Genomic DNA, 16,940 nt, shown 5'->3' with positions numbered 1-16,940 from the left:
GACCCGGCGAGACCGCCACTCCTGCCAGGAAGCCTGTTGATGCCCACCTTCACGTCCCTCGACGTCACCGACGTCCGCTTCCCGACCTCGCGGACCCTCGACGGATCCGACGCGATGAACCAGGACCCGGACTACTCCGCGGCCTACCTCGATCTGAGGACCTCCTCCGGCGAGAGCGGCGCGAGCCTCGTGTTCACGATCGGGCGAGGCAACGACGTGCAGGGCGAGGCCATCCGCGCGCTCTCCCACCACCTGGTCGGGCGGGACGTCGACGAGGTGCTCGCCGGCATCGGCCGGGCGGGCGCCGCGATGATCGAGGACTCGCAGCTGCGATGGCTCGGCCCGGAGAAGGGCGTCATGCAGATGGCGATCGGCGCGGTCGTCAACGCGCTCTGGGACCTGCGGTGCATGCGCGAGGGCAAGCCGCTCTGGCTCCTGCTCGCCGAGCTGTCCCCCGAGGAGCTCGTGGAGCTCGTCGACCTCCGCTACCTCGAGGACGTGATGACCCGAGAGGAGGCGCTGGAGATCCTCGAGCGCTCCGTGCCCGGCCGCGCGGAGCGGATCGCGCGGCTCCGGGAGGAGGGCTACCCGGCCTACACGACGACACCCGGCTGGCTCGGCTACACCGACGAGAAGATGGAGCGCCTGCTGCGCGAGGCACGCGACGAGGGCTTCGACATGGTCAAGCTCAAGGTCGGCGGGGACCCTGCGGACGACCTCCGCCGCTTCGGCATCGCCCGGAAGGTCCTCGGCGAGGACTTCCCGATCGCGGCCGACGCGAACCAGCGCTGGGGCGTCGCCGAGGCCGTCGCGGCGATGGAGGCGCTCGCCCCCGCCTCGCCCTACTGGATCGAGGAGCCCACGAGCCCGGACGACGTGCTCGCCCACGCCGAGATCCGGCGCCGCATCGCCCCGATCCGGGTCGCGACCGGGGAGCACGTCCACAACCGCGTGATGTTCAAGCAGCTCCTGCAGGCCCAGGCGGTGGACGTCGTCCAGATCGACGCGACGCGTGTGGGCGGTGTCCACGAGAACCTCGCGATCCTGCTGCTCGCGGCGAGGTTCGACGTTCCCGTCTGCCCCCACGCCGGCGGCGTCGGCCTCTGCGAGATGGTCCAGCACCTCGCGATGCTCGACTACGTCGCCATCAGCGGCACGGTGCAGGACCGGCGCATCGAGTACGTGGACCACCTCCACGAGCACTTCGTCGAACCCGCGATCATCGAGGCGGGCCGCTACCGGGCGCCCGAGCTCCCCGGTGCCGGCGCCCGCATGCTCCCCGACTCCCTCAGCACCCACCGATTCCCCGACGGCCCCGTCTGGAGAGGACTCCTGCGATGAGCACCCCCGCACCCACCCCGACCCTGCAGGACGAGCACGCCGATCCGCGGGCCTGGTTCGACCTCGGCCGCTTCGGCCTGTTCATCCACTTCGGCCTCTACGCGATCCCCGCCCGCCACGAGTGGGTCATGTCGAGGGAGCAGCGCACCCCCGAGGACTACGAGCGCTATGCCGAGCTGTTCGACCCCGACCGCTTCGACGCCCGGACGATCGCACGCGCGGCCCGCGCGGCGGGGATGCGGTACGCCGTCCTCACCACGAAGCACCACGAGGGCTTCTGCCTGTGGGACAGCGCGCTCACGGACTACACCTCCGTCGCCGCGTGCGGCCGCGACCTCGTCGCGGAGTTCGTCGCCGCGCTGCGGGAGGAGGGGCTGAAGGTCGGCTTCTACCACTCGCTCATCGACTGGCACCACGAGGACTTCACGATCGACCGGGTCCACCCGCTGCGCGAGCACCCCGACCGCGCGGCGCTCGACGCGGGCCGCGACATGGCCCGCTACCGCGAGTACCTCCACGGGCAGGTGCGCGAGCTGCTGACCGGCTACGGCACCGTCGACTACCTGTTCTTCGACTTCACCTACCCCGGTGAGGACGGCAAGGGCCCCGAGGACTGGGACAGCGAGCGGCTGCTCGCGCTCGTGCGCGAGCTCCAGCCGGGCATCATCGTCAACGATCGCCTCGGGCTGTCCGGCGACCTCGTCACCCCTGAGCAGTACCAGCCCGTCGCCCCGATGGTGGGGCCGGACGGCCAGGAGGTGCGCTGGGAGTCCTGCCAGACCACGAACGGCTCATGGGGCTACGACCGCGACAACCACGACTTCAAGAGCGCAGACCTCCTGCTGCGGATGCTCGTGGACTCGGTCGGCAAGAACGGCTCGATGCTGCTGAACGTCGGCCCCGACGGCCGCGGCGGGCTGCGCCGCGAGGACCTGGCGCTGCTCGCGGAGATCGGCGACTGGATGGACCTGCACGGGGACGCGGTGCACGGGGCGGGGCCGGCTCGCGGGATCGAGGCCCCGCAGGGGACGATCCTCACCCGGCGCGGGGACCGGCTCTACGTGCACCTCACCGCGTGGCCGATGCAGAGCCTCCACCTGACCGGGCTGCCGGGCGGCGTGCGGGCCGCGCGGCTGCTGCACGACGGCTCCGAGGTCGCCTTCCGCGTGACGGCGCAGCCCGAGCACTCGGTGCACGACAACATGGCCATCGACGGTCTCGCCCCCGGTACGGTGACCTTCACGCTGCCGATCCGCCGGCCCGAGGTGCTCCTGCCCGTGCTCGAGATCCGCCTCGAGCCCGAGGCCCGCGCATGACGCGCACCATCGCCCTGCACACGCGGATCGCCGAGGGCTCGGAGGCCGACTACGTGCGGGAGCACGCGGTCGTGCCCCCGGAGCTCGACGCGGCGCTGCGACGCGCGGGCGTGCACGGCTGGCGGATCTGGCGCGACGGCCGCGACCTCTTCCACCTCGTCGAGGTCGAGGATTATCAGGCCATGCGCCGCACCCTCGCCGCGGATCCCGCGAACCAGCGCTGGCAGGAGCACATCAACCGCTTCCTCGAGGTCGCGGACTCCTACGACGCCGAGGACGACGGCATCGAGCACGTCTGGTCGCTCCCCGCCACGCCCCCGGCTGAGCAGTCGTGAGCGAGGTGCTGCGGCCGACGCGGCCGGTGATGCCGAGGATCGGATTCGGCGCCGCCCAGCTCGGCAACCTCTACCGCCGCACCACCGACGCCGAGGCCCGCGGCGCCGTCGACGCCGCCTGGGAGGGCGGCATCCGCCTGTTCGACACCGCTCCCCACTACGGGCTCGGCACGAGCGAGCGCCGGCTCGGGGCGCTGCTGGCGGGCCTCCCGCGTGAGGAGCTGCTCCTGTCCACCAAGGTGGGGAGGCTGCTGCGCCCCGGTCCCGGGCGCGGGGACGACCTCGAGAACGGCTTCGCCGTGCCCGACGACCTCGAGCGGGTCTGGGACATGAGCGAGCAGGGCGTGCGACGCAGCCACGAGGAGTCCCTCGAGCGGCTCGGCACCGACCGCGTCGACACGCTCTACCTCCACGACCCCGAGGAGGGGCCCACCGAGCAGGCGCTCGCCGAGGCGCTCCCCGCCCTCGCGGCGATGCGCGAGGAGGGGCTCGTGAGCCGGGTGGGGGTCGGCTCCAAGGACGTCGACGTGCTGCTGAAGGCCGTGGGCACCGGGCTCGTGGACCAGGTCATGCTCTCGGGGCGGTACACGCTGCTCGAGCAGCCGGCCGCCGCGGCGCTGCTCCCCGCCTGCCTCGAGCGCGGGATCGAGGTCGTCGCGGTCTCGGTCTTCAACTCCGGGATCCTGGCCCGGCCCACCGTGCCCGACGACGCCACCTACGAGTACGGCGCCGCACCCCGGGAGATGCTCGAGCGCGCCCGCGCCCTCGCCGCGGCCGCCGCCCACCACGGGATCGAGCTGCCGGATCTCGCGATCCAGCACCCCCTGCGGCACCCGGCGATCACCACCGTGGTGCTCGGCATGCGCACCGCGCACCAGGTGCGTGAGAACCTCGCCCGCGCCGCGGCGAGGATCCCCGAGGAGCTCTGGGAGCAGATCGGTGCCTGATCCCGCCCCTGGCCCGGCCATCACCGACGCCCACCTGCACCTCTGGGAGCGTGCGCCCGGGCGCTTCGGCTGGCTCGAGCAGGCGCCGCCGGCGCTGCGCCGTGACGCCCGCTGGTCGCAGGCCCTGCCCGGGCTCGCCGGGCTCGGCGTCACCCGCGTCGTGCTCGTCCAGGCGGAGGACTCCGTGGTCCACACCCGCGAGCTCGAGTCGGCGGCCGCCGCGATCGAGGCGGATGCCTCGCCCGTCCGGCGGGCGGACGTCGTCGCCTGGCTCCCGCTCGAGGACCCTGCCGCCGTCGCCCGGATCCTCGAGGAGCCTCGCGCCCTGCCGCGCACCGTCGGCGTGCGGGCGCTCGTCCACGACGACCCCGACCCGGGAGTCCTCGAGCGCCCCGCGGTGCGCCGCAGCCTCGCGCTCGTCGCGGCGGCGGGTCTCGCCCTCGACGTGCCCGACGCCTTCCCCCGTCACCTCGGGCAGGCGACGGCCCTCGCCCACGAGGTCCCGGGCCTCACCGTGGTGCTCGACCACCTCGGCAAGCCTCCGCTCGGGGACGCAGGGGACGACGGCGCCCTGGCGGAGTGGGAGCGGCGGCTGCGCGCCTTCGCGGCGGCGCCGGGCACCGTCGCCAAGGTCTCCGGTCTCCGCACGAGCGGTTCGGGTCCGCGTGCGGGGCAGCTCGAGCGGGTGCTCGACCTCGCCCTCGCGCTGTTCGGCCCGGAGCGGCTGATGATCGGCAGCGACTGGCCGATCGCCCCGGAGCCCTTCTCGACCGGGAGCGCGTTCGCGCCCCTGATCGACCTCGTGCGCTCGTGCGGCGCCGATGTCGCCGAGCAGGTGCTGCACGGGACGGCGGCGCGCGTGTACCGGCGCCGCGGGGAGGGCTGAGCGGGGACCGGACCGCGTGCCTCGGGGCGGGCGGCCTGCTCAGTCGGCGGTGGGGGACCCGGTGGCGTCGGACTCCGGGACCGCACCGGTCGCCGTGCGATGCACCCAGCTTTCGACCCCGGCGATGTGCGCGGCCGCGTGCACGCGGGCGAGGTCCCCGCGTCCGCTGTGCAGCGCGTCGAGGATCCGGCGGTGCTCGGCGACCGTCCGCTCGACGGCGTCGTCCTCCGTGATCCCGCGCCACACCCGGGCCCGCGACGTGGCGCTCGCGAGACCGTCGAGCATCGAGCGGAGATAGGCGTTCGGGCAGCGGGAGACGATCAGCCGGTGGAAGGCGATGTCCGAGGCGACGAGCTCCTCGACGTCGGAGGCCCCGCCGAGCCCCTCGGTGAGGCGCTCGAGCTCCGCGAGGTCCTCCGCGGTGAGCGCCGGGCACGCCTGCTCCACGGCCGTCGGCTCGAGGAGGCGGCGCACCTCGAGGATCTGCCCCTCGGCCGAGCCCTGATGGAGGTCCAGCATGAAGGCGAGGGACTCCACGAGGAGGTCCGGGGCGAGGGAGGTGACGTAGGTGCCGTCGCCCTGGCGCACGTCCAGCACGCGGATCACGGACAGCGCCTTGACCGCCTCGCGCAGCGAGTTGCGGCTCACGCCGATCCCCTCCGCGAGCTCCTTCTCCGGGGGGAGGCGGTCGCCGGGGGCGAGCTCCCCGGACTGGATCATCCGGCGGATCGCCTCGATCGCACGATCGGTCACCGCGAGCGCTGCCGTCATCAGGGACTCTCCAGGGGTTCGGGGGCGGGGGAGGGCCGACCCCTCGGATCCTAGTGCCGCGCGTCCCGGCGGCCCCACGCGGGGCACCCGCGCACCCCGCCGGGCACGGCCCGCGCCCAGGCGGGGCACGGCGCGCGCACAGCCGGGGCGGCGTCGTCACGCCCGCGGCGAACAGCACTGACCCCTCCGGGATTCGCGCGTAGTCTCGATCCATCACCACCACGAATGGGGGAGGACCATGTTCGAACGGTTCACCGACCGGGCCCGCCGCGTCGTCGTCCTGGCGCAGGACGAGGCTCGCCTGCTCAACCACAACTACATCGGCACCGAGCACATCCTGCTCGGCCTGATCCACGAGAACGAGGGCGTGGGCGCGAAGGCCCTCGAGGCCCTCGGCGTCACCCTCGACGCCGTCCGTGAGCAGGTCCGCGACATCATCGGCGAGGGCAACCAGACGCCGAGCGGGCACATCCCCTTCACGCCCCGCGCGAAGAAGGTGCTCGAGCTGTCCCTGCGCGAGGCCCTGCAGCTGGGCCACAACTACATCGGCACCGAGCACATCCTGCTGGGCCTGCTGCGCGAGGGCGAGGGGACGGCCGTCAAGGTCCTGTCCCGCCTGAAGGCCGAGCCCGCCGCCGTGCGCCAGGAGGTCATCGAGCGCCTCTCCGGATACCAGGGCAAGGAGCCCGCCGCCGCCGGCGGCCCCGCCGAGGGGCAGCCCGCCGGATCGCTCGTGCTGGACCAGTTCGGCCGCAACCTCACCCAGGCCGCGCGAGAGGGCAACCTCGACCCCGTGATCGGTCGGGAGCACGAGGCCGAGCGCGTCATGCAGGTCCTCAGCCGCCGCACCAAGAACAACCCGGTGCTGATCGGCGAGCCGGGCGTCGGCAAGAGCGCCGTCGTCGAGGGCCTCGCCCAGTCGATCGTCGCCGGGGACGTCCCCGAGACGCTCAAGGACAAGCAGCTCTACACGCTCGACCTCGGCTCCCTCGTGGCGGGCTCCCGCTACCGCGGCGACTTCGAGGAGCGCCTGAAGAAGGTGCTCAAGGAGATCCGCACCCGCGGCGACATCATCCTGTTCATCGACGAGATCCACACCCTCGTCGGGGCCGGTGCCGCCGAGGGCGCGATCGACGCGGCCAGCATCCTCAAGCCGATGCTCGCCCGCGGCGAGCTGCAGACCATCGGTGCGACCACGCTCGAGGAGTACCGCAAGCACATCGAGAAGGACGCGGCCCTCGAGCGCCGCTTCCAGCCGATCACCGTGGACGAGCCCTCGATCGTCCACACGATCGAGATCCTCAAGGGCCTGCGGGACCGCTACGAGGCGCACCACAAGGTGACCATCACCGACAGCGCCCTCGTCGCCGCCGCGAACCTCGCGGACCGCTACGTCAACGACCGCTTCCTCCCGGACAAGGCGATCGACCTGATCGACGAGGCCGGCGCGCGCCTGCGCATCCGCCGCCTCACCGCCCCGCCGGAGCTCAAGGCCTTCGACACCCGCATCGAGGAGACGCGGAAGAAGAAGGAGGAGGCGATCGACGGGCAGGACTTCGAGCTCGCCGCGAGCCTTCGCGACGAGGAGCAGAAGCTCAAGACCGAGCGCGACGAGAAGGAGAAGGCCTGGCGCCACGGCGAGTCCGATGCCGTCACGACCGTCTCCGAGGAGGTCATCGCCGAGGTCCTCGCGGCCTCGACCGGCATCCCGATCGTCAAGCTCACCGAGGAGGAGTCCTCGCGGCTGCTCCACATGGAGGACGAGCTGCACAAGCGCGTCATCGGCCAGGACGAGGCCATCAAGGCGCTGTCCCAGGCGATCCGCCGCACGCGCGCGGGTCTGAAGGATCCCAAGCGCCCCGGCGGCTCGTTCATCTTCGCCGGCCCCACGGGCGTCGGCAAGACGGAGCTCGCCAAGGCCCTCGCCGAGTTCCTCTTCGGTGACGAGGACTCCCTCATCCAGCTGGACATGTCCGAGTTCGGCGAGAAGCACACGGCCTCGCGCCTGTTCGGCTCGCCCCCCGGGTACGTCGGCTACGACGAGGGCGGCCAGCTCACGGAGAAGGTGCGCCGCAAGCCGTTCAGCGTGGTGCTGTTCGACGAGGTGGAGAAGGCCCACGTGGACATCTTCAACTCGCTCCTGCAGATCCTCGAGGACGGCCGTCTCACCGACTCGCAGGGTCGGGTGGTCGACTTCAAGAACACCATCATCATCATGACCACCAACCTGGGCACCCGGGACATCGCCAAGGGCGTGTCGATGGGCTTCCAGGCCGGCGGCGACCTGTCCACGGACTACGAGCGGATGAAGTCCAAGGTGCACGAGGAGCTCAAGCAGCACTTCAAGCCCGAGTTCCTCAACCGCGTCGACGACGTGGTCGTGTTCCCGCAGCTCTCGCAGTCGGAGATCGTCGAGATCGTGGACCTCATGGTCGCGAAGCTCGAGACGCGTCTCGAGGAGAAGGAGATGAGCCTCGCGCTCACCGCCCCGGCGAAGGCCCTCCTCGCGGAGAAGGGCTACGACCCGGTGCTGGGTGCCCGGCCGCTGCGCCGCACCATCCAGCGGGACATCGAGGACGTGCTGTCCGAGAAGATCCTCTTCGGCCAGGTGCGGGTGGGAGACGAGATCGTCGTCGACGCGCAGGGCGAGGGGCTGCTCGGCGAGCTCACTTTCTCCCGTCGCGGTGAGGACGGCTCCCTCGAGCCGATCAGCGACGCCATCGACGTGGAGCGGATGACCGAGGCGCGGTCGGACGAGGTCGCGCATCCCGATGCCGACGGGCGCTCGGACGCGGACTCCTCCGACAGCGCGGAGGCCAACGCCTCCTGATCGCCGCGGGCCGGTCCCCACCCTCCGGGGTGGGGGCCGGCCCGTCCTCAATCCGGGCGTGCGCCCGGGGAAGCGAGCGGCAGCCCGTGCAGCATTTCCTGGACCAGGTGCTCCACCTCTCGGGAATCCTCGAGGAGTGGATCCTCGGCGTCGCCGACGCCTGGTGGGTGCACCTGATGGTGTACCTCTTCGCCGCCTTCGACGGCTTCTTCCCCTCGGTGCCCAGCGAGTCGACGATCGTCACGCTGTCCTCGCTGTGGGCCTCCTCGGGTCGCCCGTCGATCATCCTCGTGGGCCTCGCCGCCTGGCTCGGCGCCTGGACCGGTGACAACCTCGGCTACCTGCTGGGGCGGACCATCGGCTGGCAGCGCTTCCGCTTCCTGCGCGAGGGCAAGGGACGCCGCGCGGTCGAGGCCGCCGAGCGCGGGCTGCAGCGTCGCGCGCTGATCTTCCTCATGACGGCGCGGTACATCCCCTTCGGCCGCACCGCCGTGAACCTCGTGGCCGGAGCCGTGCGCTACCCGCACCGCGAGTTCTGGCCCCGCTCGCTGCTCTCGACCTTCGTCTGGGCCGTGTACTCGTGCGCGATCGGCTCGCTCGCGGGCGCCTGGTTCGAGGACAACCACCTGCTCGCGATCACCGTCGCCCTCGTCGCCGCCGTGGTCCTCGCGCTCGTCGTCGAGCGGGTCATCAACGCCGTCCACCGGGTGCTCGACCGGCGCGTCGATCGTCGCGCCGTCGAGGAGGGAGCCGCCGCCGGTTCCACGTCCGACGCCGGCTCCGACACCCACGACACCGCCGGCACCGACACCGAAGCCGGTGCCGATGCAGGGACCGATGCCGACCGCACCGGGCACCTCGTCGCCCCCGGCGCCGAACCGAGCTCGTCCCCCGAGGAGACCCGTCCGTGACCATCTCGATCCGCCTCGCACTCCCGGCCGACGTCCGCGGCATCAACGCGCTCGTCGAGCCGCTCGCCCACAGCGGGATCCTGCTGGGCAAGGACCTCGTCTCCTTCTACGAGGCGGTCCAGGAGTTCCTGGTCGCCGTCGACGAGGACGGCACGGTCGTCGGCTGCGGGGCCCTGCACGTCATGTGGGAGGACCTCGCCGAGGTGCGCACCCTCGCCGTGAGCGACGCCCTGCGCGGCACCGGCACGGGCCACCGGATGCTCGAGGCGCTCCTGCAGCGCGCTCGGGACCTGGGCCTGGCCCGCGTGTTCTGCCTGACCTTCGAGACGGAGTTCTTCTCCCGCCACGGCTTCGAGGAGATGGCGGAGATCGTGGACCCGGAGCTGTACAGCCAGCTGCTGCGCTCCCCGGACGAGGGCATCGCGGAGTTCCTCGACCTCGCCCGCGTCAAGCCCAACACCCTCGGCAACACGAGGATGATCGCCCACCTCTGAGGGACCGTCAGCCGGCCGCGCGGGCCCGCTCCACGTGCGAGCGGGCGTGGTCGATCGCCGGGTCGAGATCGGCGAACAGGTGCCGACGGTGCCGCAGCGCGGAGAGCACACCCACCTGGCGCAGCAGCGCCGTGTGCTCGGGACGCACCCCCTTGATGAGCACGGTGATCCCGCGCCGCTCGAGACCGGTGACGAGATCGGAGAGGATCCGCGCGCCCGAGGCGTCGACCAGCTCGAGACCGGACATGCGCAGGATGACCACCGTCGTGTGCCCCATCCCCATGACCTTCGCGTAGACGCGGTCCGCGGAGACGAAGAACAGCGGCCCGCGCAGCCGCACCTGGATGATCTCCTCGTCCCCGGGCAGCGCCCGCTCGGTGCTGATCGGCTCGATCGTCACCTCCGTGGTGCGGGAGAGCGATCGCAGCGCGAGGACCGCCGCGAGCACCACCCCGATCAGCACTGCGGCGATGAGGTCGAAGGAGATGGTGATCAGCGCCGTGATGACGAAGGTGAGGCCGTCGGACCGCGTGGAGCGCAGGAGCGTGCGCACGGTGGCCAGGTGCACCATCCGCACCGCCGTCAGCATGAGCACCCCGGCGAGGGCCGCGAGCGGGATCCGCCCCACGGGCCCCGCGGCGACGAGCACGACGGCGAGCAGCACGAGCGCGTGGACGATCGCGGCGAGCCGGCTGCGGGCTCCCGAGCGGATGTTCACGGAGGTGCGGGCGATCGCGCCGGTCGCCGGCATGCCGCCCACGAGGCTCGCGCCGAGGGAGGCGACGCCCTGGCCCACGAGCTCGCGGTCCGGGTCGTAGTCGCCGGTGTCCCCGAGGCCGGCGGCCACCCGTGCGCTCAGCAGCGACTCGATCGCGGCGAGGGCGGCGACGGTCGCGGCGGCGGGGAGCAGGTCGCGGGCGGTGCCGAGGTCGAAGGAGGGGAGGGAGGGGGAGGGGAGCGTCGAGGGGATCGTCCCGATGAGCGCGAGCGGCGAGGGCAGCAGCGCCGCCAGGACGGCGACCACGGCGATGCCGAGCAGGGAGCCCGGGACCGAGGGGTGCAGACGCGGTGCGAGGACCATGCAGGCGACCACCACGGCGACCGCCCCGAGAGCCCACAGCAGGTAGCGCGGATCGGCGGCGGCGAGGGTCTGACCGGTGGCGATGATCGCGTGGGTGGAGAGCTCTCCCGGTCCGGCGCGCTGCGCGGAGGTCAGCAGCGGCAGCTGCTGGAGGAAGATCGTCACCGCGATGCCGAGGGTGAACCCCTCGATGACGGGCCACGGGATGATGCCGACGACCCGGCCCAGTCGCAGCACCCCGGCGAGCAGGACGATCACGCCGGCGAGGAGGGTGACGGCGGCGACGGCCCCGGGGCCCCGCTCCGCGACGATCGGGACGAGCACGACGACCATCGCCCCGGTGGGGCCGGAGACCTGCACGTTCGAGCCGCCGAGCACGGCGGCGAGGACGCCCGCGACGATCGCGGTGACGAGGCCCTGCTCGGCGGTGAGGCCCGAGCTGACGCCGAAGCCGAGGGCCAGGGGCAGGGCGACGATGCCGACGGTCACGCCGGCGAGGAGGTCGCCCTTCCAGGTGCGGCGGAGGTCGCGGTAGTCGCCGGGGCCGGGCAGCAGGGTGAGGGCGTGCCGCAGCGCGGCGGGGGCGGCGGTGCGCATCAGGCGCCGACCCGGGGGAGGTCGGGCAGCTCGTGCGCGGTGGCCAGGCGCTGCGAGTCCGTGTCGAGCATCGACAGGAGCAGGGCGCGGGCGACGGCGAGCAGCTCGGCCGTGCGAGGGTCCGCGAGGCGGTAGTAGACGTGGCTCGCGCGGCGCTCGGAGCGCACGAGCCGGTGACGGCGCAGCACGGCGAGGTGCTGGGAGAGGTGCGAGGACTCCAGCCCGGTCTCCTCGAGGAGCTCGGCGACGGGGACCTCCGCAGCGGAGGAGAGGATTTCGAGGATGCGGATGCGTTGGGGGTGGGCGAGGCCCTTGAAGAGATCGGCCTTGATCTCGTATAGCGGGAGCTGTGTCTCGGTGATCGGCATGATGGATCCATCATATCGGCGGGTCGCAGGCCCCGGGCGGCGACGGAGGTCAGGGGAGACGGACCCGCCCGTCCTCGCGCACGGCGAGACCGTCCACGAGCAGCGAGGCGAGGCAGCGTGCGACGCGGGCGGGGTCGGTGGGGTCGAGGGCGTCCAGAGCGGTGACCGCGACGGCGCCGTGCTCCCGCAGCTGCGCCATGATCAGCCCGCGCATCTCACGGTCGGTGCCGGCGAAGGCCTGGGTGCGGCGGGCCCCGGGCTGGGGTGCCGGCTTCCCCGCGGCGACCCAGGCGCAGGAGTGTGCCGCGAGCGGGCACTGCTCGCAGCGCGGCGACCGCGCCGTGCACACGAGCGCCCCGAGCTCCATGACGGCCTGGTTCCAGCGCACCGAGCGGGGGACGTCCTCCGGGACCGCGGCGGCGATCCGGGAGCGCTCGGCGGCGGTGGAGGAGCGCGCGGGGAGCGGGTCGCCCTGCACCGCGCGGGCGATCACCCGGCGCACGTTCGTGTCCGCGACGACGGCGCGGTCGTGATGGGCGAAGGCGGTGACGGCCGCCGCGGTGTACTCGCCGATGCCCGGGAGGGCCCGCAGCGCGTCCTCCCCGTGGGGCACCACGCCGTCGTGGTCGCGGACGATCGCGCGGGCGCAGTCCTGGAGGCGCAGAGCGCGACGGGGGTAGCCGAGCCGGTCCCACGCCCGCAGCACCTCGGCGGTCGGTGCGGCGGCGAGGTCCGCCGGGCTGGGCCAGCGCGCCATCCAGTCGATCCAGCGCGGGAGGACCCGCACGACAGGGGTCTGCTGGAGCATGATCTCGGAGACGAGGATGCCCCAGGCGCCGGCCTCCGGGAGGCGCCACGGGAGCTCCCGCGCGGACTGCTCGTACCAGGCGAGGACGGCGTCGACAGCGCCGGTCGTGAGCGGGGCGGGGGTCTCGGGCACCTCGGGACCGTACACCGCCGCGGACCCCGGACGCACGACGGCGGGGCGGGACCCTGAGGTCCCGCCCCGCCGTGGGGATCGGTCCGTCGAGCGGACCTGGCCGATGCTGCTGATCAGGCCTTGGGGGTCGTGTTCGCCCGCAGGGCGTCACGGATCTCGGTGAGGAGGACGATGTCCTCGGGTGCCGCCTCGACCTCGGCCGGCTTGTTGCGGTTCGCGAACTCGCGGGCCCGGTTGATGGGCAGCACGAAGACGAAGTACACGACCGCGGCCGTGATGAGGAAGGTGATGATCGCGGAGATCAGAGCGCCGACGTTGATGAACGTGTTCTCGTTGCCGTCGATGATCTGGTAGCCCAGGCCGATGCTGCCGGAGCCGCCGGCCGCGGCGACGACCGGGTTGATGATGTAGTCGACGAAGCCGGTCACGAGTGCGGTGAAGGCGCCGCCGATGACCACGCCGACGGCGAGATCGATGACGTTGCCCTGCATGACGAAGTCCTTGAAGCCCTTCATGGGTCTCATCCTTTGCTGGGGGAAGGGGACGGGTATATCGGTGGGGACTCTAGCCGACGACCGAGACCGTCAACCATCCGCCACGCTGCGCGGCGGCGAGGTCGTCGGACTCCTCCCGTCCCACCGCCACGAGCAGCTCGACCGTGCCGGCGCCCCCGGCCCCCGCGATCGCCGCCCCTCCTGGTGACCCGTCGGTCACCTCGATCACCCGCGCGGGGACCCGCCGGGCGAGCCCGCTCTCGGGATCCGGCGCGAGGATCTCGAGCGCCGTGCCGGTCGCCAGGTGCGCGGCCAGCGCGGCCGGCGCGTCGACGACCATGAGCGCCTCGCCGCTCCCGGGCCCGGTGACCCCGCCGCCGCGCATCAGCGCCGGCTGCAGCGCGGTGCCCGCGGGGATCGCGAGGGAGGTGCGGCTGCCCAGCAGCGCGGCAGGATCGGAGACGGCTCCCGGCGGCACGAGCTGATCAGCGACGCGCACGGTGCTGAGATCCGCCGAGGTGAGGGGCTGCGCCGGGTCGAGGTCCCGGGCGGCGACGACGACCTCCGTGCCGTGCGCGCCCGGCGGCACCACGGCCGCGGCGATGCCGGGCAGCGCGGTCGCGGTGAGCGCCGCGGCGAGCAGCAGCAGGAGCAGGCGGCGCCTGCGGCGCAGGGCGCGGCGCCAGAGCGGGAGACGGGCACGGATCCTCGGGAGCATGCCCGCACCGTAGGGCGGCGCGGGACGCACGACGGTCGCCCGTCGGCCCGCTGTGGACGGGGCGGTGATGGGGAGGAGAGACGCTCAGACCTCTCGGCGCCGGAGGGTCGCGGCCCGGCTCCTGCGGATCAGGAGGAGGCGGCCTGCGAGGAGGACGAGGAGCTGCTCGAGCTCGCGGCGGTGCTCGGGGCGGGCGTGCTCGGTGCAGGGGTGCTCGAGGCGCCGCTGCTCTCCGAGGAGCTCGCAGGACCGGTGCTGGCGCCCGCGGACTTCGCGTCGGTCGAGTAGAAGCCCGAGCCCTTGAAGACCACACCCACGGAGTCGAAGACCTTGCGCAGCGCGTCCTGCGCGCACTCGGGGCACGTCACGAGGGAGTCCTCGGAGAAGGACTGGTACTTCTCGAAGCGGTGACCGCAGTTCTTGCAGGCGTAGACATAGGTGGGCACGCGGGATCCTCCGGGATGAGCTGGGGCCCCGGCCTCGGGGCCGGGTCGATTCTACGACCGCGGCGTGCTCACGCCCCTGTGCCGTCCCCCACGCGCTCGAGACCCTCCGCCGTGAGCACCTCGGCCACAGGTCGGTCGAAGCCCTCCCGGGGCAGTGCGCCTGCGGCGAGGACCTCGGTCGGATGCACGACGGCGACCACGCGGACCCGCGCCGGGGCGAGCGCCCGGTCGTAGTACCCGCCGCCGTGCCCGAGCCGCGTCCCCGAGCGGTCCACCGCGAGCGCCGGCGCGAGCACGAGGTGCGTCGTGGCGAGCGCCCCCGCGCCGAGCCGGTCCCCGGTGGGCTCCGCCCCGAAGCCGTCGGCGGGGGAGGGGGCGAAGGCCGTCTCGTCCTCGTCCCACAGGACCCAGTCGAGCTCCTCGCCGCCCGTCGCGACCGGGAAGAGGATCCCCGCGCCCGCCTCCGCGAGGGCACGGGCGAGCGGCATGACGTCCGCCTCCGTGGGGAGCGGCCGGAAGCAGGCGACGAGGACCGGGTCCCGGTCCGCGCGGGCGACCTCCTCCGCGACATCCGCGACGATGCCGGACGCCGCCGCGAGGATCCGCGAGGCCTCCTCCTCGCGCCGCCGTGCACCCGCGTCCCCGGCGTAGCGCGCGCGGCGTGCGCCGCGCAGGGCTCGGCGCAGTCGCCGCTTGACCTCCTGCGGTGCGTCCTCGCCGCTCTCCGCGCCGTGCGCGGGATCCCCGGTGCCGCTGTCGTCCACCATCGCGCCAGGGTGACACAGATCGCGTCTACGATGGCGCGATGGTGCACGTGTGGCCGCTGACCCTGCGCGACGAGGAGCTCGTCCTGCGCCCGCTGCGCCGCCGTGACCGCTTCGTCCACGAGGGCCTGCGCGCCCGCAACCACGAGTGGCTCCGCCCCTGGGACGCGACGGATCCCACCCGGCCCGGCCGCCCGCCCGGCTTCACGGCGCTGCGCCGCTGGAGCGAGTCGCAGGCGCGACAGGGGCTCGCGGTGCCGCTCGTCATCACCGTCGACGGCCGCATGCTGGGGCAGATCACCGCGGGCCCGCTTCAGTACGGGGCGCTGCGCACCGCGGTCCTGGGCTACTGGATCGACGAGGGTGCCGCGGGCCGGGGCCTGGTCCCGCGCGCCGCCGCGCTCCTCATGGACCACCTGTTCGTCGAGATGGGCATGCACCGGGTCGAGATGACCGTGCGCCCGGAGAACACGGCGAGCCTGCGCGTGGTCGAGAAGCTCCACCTGCGCGAGGAGGGGCTGCGTCGCGGTGCGATCCACGTCGACGGCGCCTGGCGGGACCATCTCGTCTTCGCGATGACCGCGGAGGAGGCCGGGGAGATCGGCGAGGAGCACGATCCCCGCGGAGGGAAGGGCATCCTCGCGCGACTGCACCGCGAGCATCCGCCGCACGTGCGGCGCCTCGCCTGAGCGGGCCCACCGCTCGACCGTGCTCCGGCAGGGCCGGCCGGCGGTGCTCCCGATCGATTCGATGCCCGACACGCCCAGCGCGTGACCAGCTGAATCACAAGAGTGTCATTACGCTTGTCCTCGTGGAGTCCATCAACCTCGGCGCCGTGCTGTTCGCCCTCCTGCTGCTGCTGTGGGTGCTGTACGCCCTGCCGCGCACCGCCGGCCGCCGCGACGTGATGGGCCGAGCCCGCCGGACCGAGTCCGCTCCCGTCGACGCGAAGTCCCGTGACCTCTCCGCGGCCGTCCACTCCCGTCGTACGTCCCGTGAGGTGAGTCCCCCCATGACCCAGGACCGTCTGCTGCTGCGTCCCGCCGATCCCACCAGCCGCCCCCGCTTCGACGCGACGCCGGGGGAGCGGGTGGACCCGCTCGTCGAGAGCACCCGCCGCCGCGGCGCCATGAAGGCCGCGCTCGTGGTGCTCGGCCTCGCGGTGCTGGGCCTCACCGCGGGCGTCGTGCTCGGCGCGGTCCACTGGGTGCTCCCGCTGCTGGCCGCGGTGGTGCTCGCCGCGTACGTCGTGGGGCTGCGCCGGGCCGAGCTCGAGCGCCGCACCCGCGCCCGCCGTGCCGCCGCGCTCGCCCGTCTCGAGGAGGCCGATCACGCCGAGGCCGCCGCCCGCGCGTCGCGGCCCGCCCCGTCGGCCCCGCGTCCCGCCCCCGAGCTGCCCGCGCGCACCCCGCTGCAGGACACCGCCGATCGCGCCCAGGAGCTCGTCTCCGCCCCGGGCGAGTGGACGCCGCGGCCCGTGCCGCGCCCCACCTACGCCCTGCGCGGAGAGGTCGAGGACCTCGCGAGCCGCCACGCCGCGCACCGCGAGTCCCTGCGGGCCTCGGCCGTGCCGCTCGAGCGCGACGGCGTCGAGGCGATCGAGGCGGCGGACGAGGTCGCGCCCGCCCCCGCGATGGACCTGGGCCTCGACGAGGTCCTCGCCCGCCGTCGGGCCTGACCCGGAACCATCTCCCAGGTCAC

General features: G+C 73.4%; 18 protein-coding genes. 10 read left to right on the top strand and 8 right to left on the bottom strand.

The genetic code is table 11. The features are described from left to right. Positions 1-39 precede the first annotated feature (39 nt). From ABD080_RS00360 to ABD080_RS00340, 5 genes are read left to right on the top strand one after another with little or no spacing between them, the layout of a single operon-like run. A complete protein-coding gene (locus tag ABD080_RS00360) occupies positions 40-1,341 on the top strand; it encodes an enolase C-terminal domain-like protein (protein ID WP_343903270.1) in 1,302 nt (433 codons plus the stop codon). After that, the gene (locus ABD080_RS00355) at positions 1,338-2,657 is read left to right on the top strand and encodes an alpha-L-fucosidase (RefSeq protein WP_343903269.1); all 1,320 of its coding nucleotides are present in this window, start codon (positions 1,338-1,340) and stop codon (positions 2,655-2,657) included. The genes ABD080_RS00360 and ABD080_RS00355 overlap by 4 nt, the downstream gene beginning before the upstream one ends. Further along, positions 2,654-2,992 (top strand): L-rhamnose mutarotase, encoded by a 339-nt coding sequence (locus tag ABD080_RS00350; protein ID WP_343903268.1) that lies wholly within the window; start codon positions 2,654-2,656, stop codon positions 2,990-2,992. The genes ABD080_RS00355 and ABD080_RS00350 overlap by 4 nt, the downstream gene beginning before the upstream one ends. Positions 2,993-3,021: 29 nt before the next feature. After that, positions 3,022-3,939, top strand: coding sequence for an aldo/keto reductase (locus tag ABD080_RS00345; protein ID WP_343903267.1), 918 nt, complete (start codon positions 3,022-3,024; stop codon positions 3,937-3,939). After that, positions 3,932-4,825: an amidohydrolase family protein gene (locus ABD080_RS00340; protein WP_343903266.1), complete on the top strand. Its 894-nt coding sequence runs from the start codon at positions 3,932-3,934 to the stop codon at positions 4,823-4,825. Before ABD080_RS00345 ends, ABD080_RS00340 begins: the two co-directional genes overlap by 8 nt. A 39-nt stretch (positions 4,826-4,864) precedes the next feature. Here ABD080_RS00340 and ABD080_RS00335 read toward each other — a convergent pair whose 3' ends face one another. Beyond that, positions 4,865-5,596, bottom strand: coding sequence for a FadR/GntR family transcriptional regulator (locus ABD080_RS00335; RefSeq protein WP_343903265.1), 732 nt, complete (start codon positions 5,594-5,596; stop codon positions 4,865-4,867). Between the two features lie 238 nt (positions 5,597-5,834). Here ABD080_RS00335 and ABD080_RS00330 point away from each other — a divergent pair, with 238 nt between their 5' ends. The 3 genes from ABD080_RS00330 to ABD080_RS00320 all read left to right on the top strand — a co-directional run bounded on the left by ABD080_RS00330 (position 5,835) and on the right by ABD080_RS00320 (position 9,831). After that, a complete protein-coding gene (locus tag ABD080_RS00330) occupies positions 5,835-8,426 on the top strand; it encodes an ATP-dependent Clp protease ATP-binding subunit (RefSeq protein WP_343903264.1) in 2,592 nt (863 codons plus the stop codon). An 86-nt stretch (positions 8,427-8,512) separates the two neighbouring features. Next, the gene (locus ABD080_RS00325) at positions 8,513-9,337 is read left to right on the top strand and encodes a DedA family protein (protein ID WP_343903263.1); all 825 of its coding nucleotides are present in this window, start codon (positions 8,513-8,515) and stop codon (positions 9,335-9,337) included. After that, the gene (locus tag ABD080_RS00320) at positions 9,334-9,831 is read left to right on the top strand and encodes an amino-acid N-acetyltransferase (protein ID WP_343903262.1); all 498 of its coding nucleotides are present in this window, start codon (positions 9,334-9,336) and stop codon (positions 9,829-9,831) included. Before ABD080_RS00325 ends, ABD080_RS00320 begins: the two co-directional genes overlap by 4 nt. A 7-nt stretch (positions 9,832-9,838) precedes the next feature. Here ABD080_RS00320 and ABD080_RS00315 read toward each other — a convergent pair whose 3' ends face one another. The 7 genes from ABD080_RS00315 to ABD080_RS00285 form a co-directional block, all read right to left on the bottom strand. Beyond that, the gene (locus tag ABD080_RS00315; RefSeq protein WP_343903261.1) at positions 9,839-11,509 is read right to left on the bottom strand and encodes a SulP family inorganic anion transporter; all 1,671 of its coding nucleotides are present in this window, start codon (positions 11,507-11,509) and stop codon (positions 9,839-9,841) included. Then, positions 11,509-11,877, bottom strand: coding sequence for an ArsR/SmtB family transcription factor (locus ABD080_RS00310; protein WP_343903260.1), 369 nt, complete (start codon positions 11,875-11,877; stop codon positions 11,509-11,511). Before ABD080_RS00310 ends, ABD080_RS00315 begins: the two co-directional genes overlap by 1 nt. Before the next feature lie 49 nt (positions 11,878-11,926). Continuing rightward, positions 11,927-12,817 carry an HhH-GPD family protein gene (locus ABD080_RS00305; protein ID WP_343903259.1) on the bottom strand — a complete coding sequence of 297 codons (891 nt, stop codon included), beginning with the start codon at positions 12,815-12,817 and terminating at the stop codon, positions 11,927-11,929. A gap of 113 nt (positions 12,818-12,930) precedes the next feature. Then, entirely contained in the window at positions 12,931-13,332 is a 402-nt protein-coding gene (gene mscL / locus ABD080_RS00300; protein WP_343903258.1) for a large conductance mechanosensitive channel protein MscL, read from the bottom strand. A 49-nt stretch (positions 13,333-13,381) separates the two neighbouring features. Then, the gene (locus tag ABD080_RS00295; RefSeq protein WP_343903257.1) at positions 13,382-14,029 is read right to left on the bottom strand and encodes an SAF domain-containing protein; all 648 of its coding nucleotides are present in this window, start codon (positions 14,027-14,029) and stop codon (positions 13,382-13,384) included. Positions 14,030-14,157: 128 nt separating this feature from the next. Further along, a complete protein-coding gene (locus ABD080_RS00290; protein WP_343903256.1) occupies positions 14,158-14,475 on the bottom strand; it encodes an FmdB family zinc ribbon protein in 318 nt (105 codons plus the stop codon). 68 nt (positions 14,476-14,543) lie between these two features. Beyond that, the gene (locus tag ABD080_RS00285) at positions 14,544-15,242 is read right to left on the bottom strand and encodes a 5-formyltetrahydrofolate cyclo-ligase (protein ID WP_343903255.1); all 699 of its coding nucleotides are present in this window, start codon (positions 15,240-15,242) and stop codon (positions 14,544-14,546) included. Between the two features lie 38 nt (positions 15,243-15,280). Between ABD080_RS00285 and ABD080_RS00280 the strand changes: the two genes are divergently transcribed. Beyond that, on the top strand, positions 15,281-15,928 hold the full coding sequence (locus ABD080_RS00280) for a GNAT family N-acetyltransferase (RefSeq protein WP_343903254.1): 648 nt from the start codon (positions 15,281-15,283) through the stop codon (positions 15,926-15,928). Positions 15,929-16,050: 122 nt separating this feature from the next. Then, positions 16,051-16,917, top strand: coding sequence for a hypothetical protein (locus tag ABD080_RS00275; protein ID WP_343903253.1), 867 nt, complete (start codon positions 16,051-16,053; stop codon positions 16,915-16,917). Positions 16,918-16,940 lie beyond the last annotated feature (23 nt).

It is taken from the genome of Brachybacterium rhamnosum, from assembly GCF_039526185.1.
Taxonomy (GTDB): domain Bacteria; phylum Actinomycetota; class Actinomycetes; order Actinomycetales; family Dermabacteraceae; genus Brachybacterium; species Brachybacterium rhamnosum.
The sequence above is the reverse complement of the archived record's forward strand: the minus strand, read 5'-3'. Positions and strand labels throughout refer to the sequence as shown.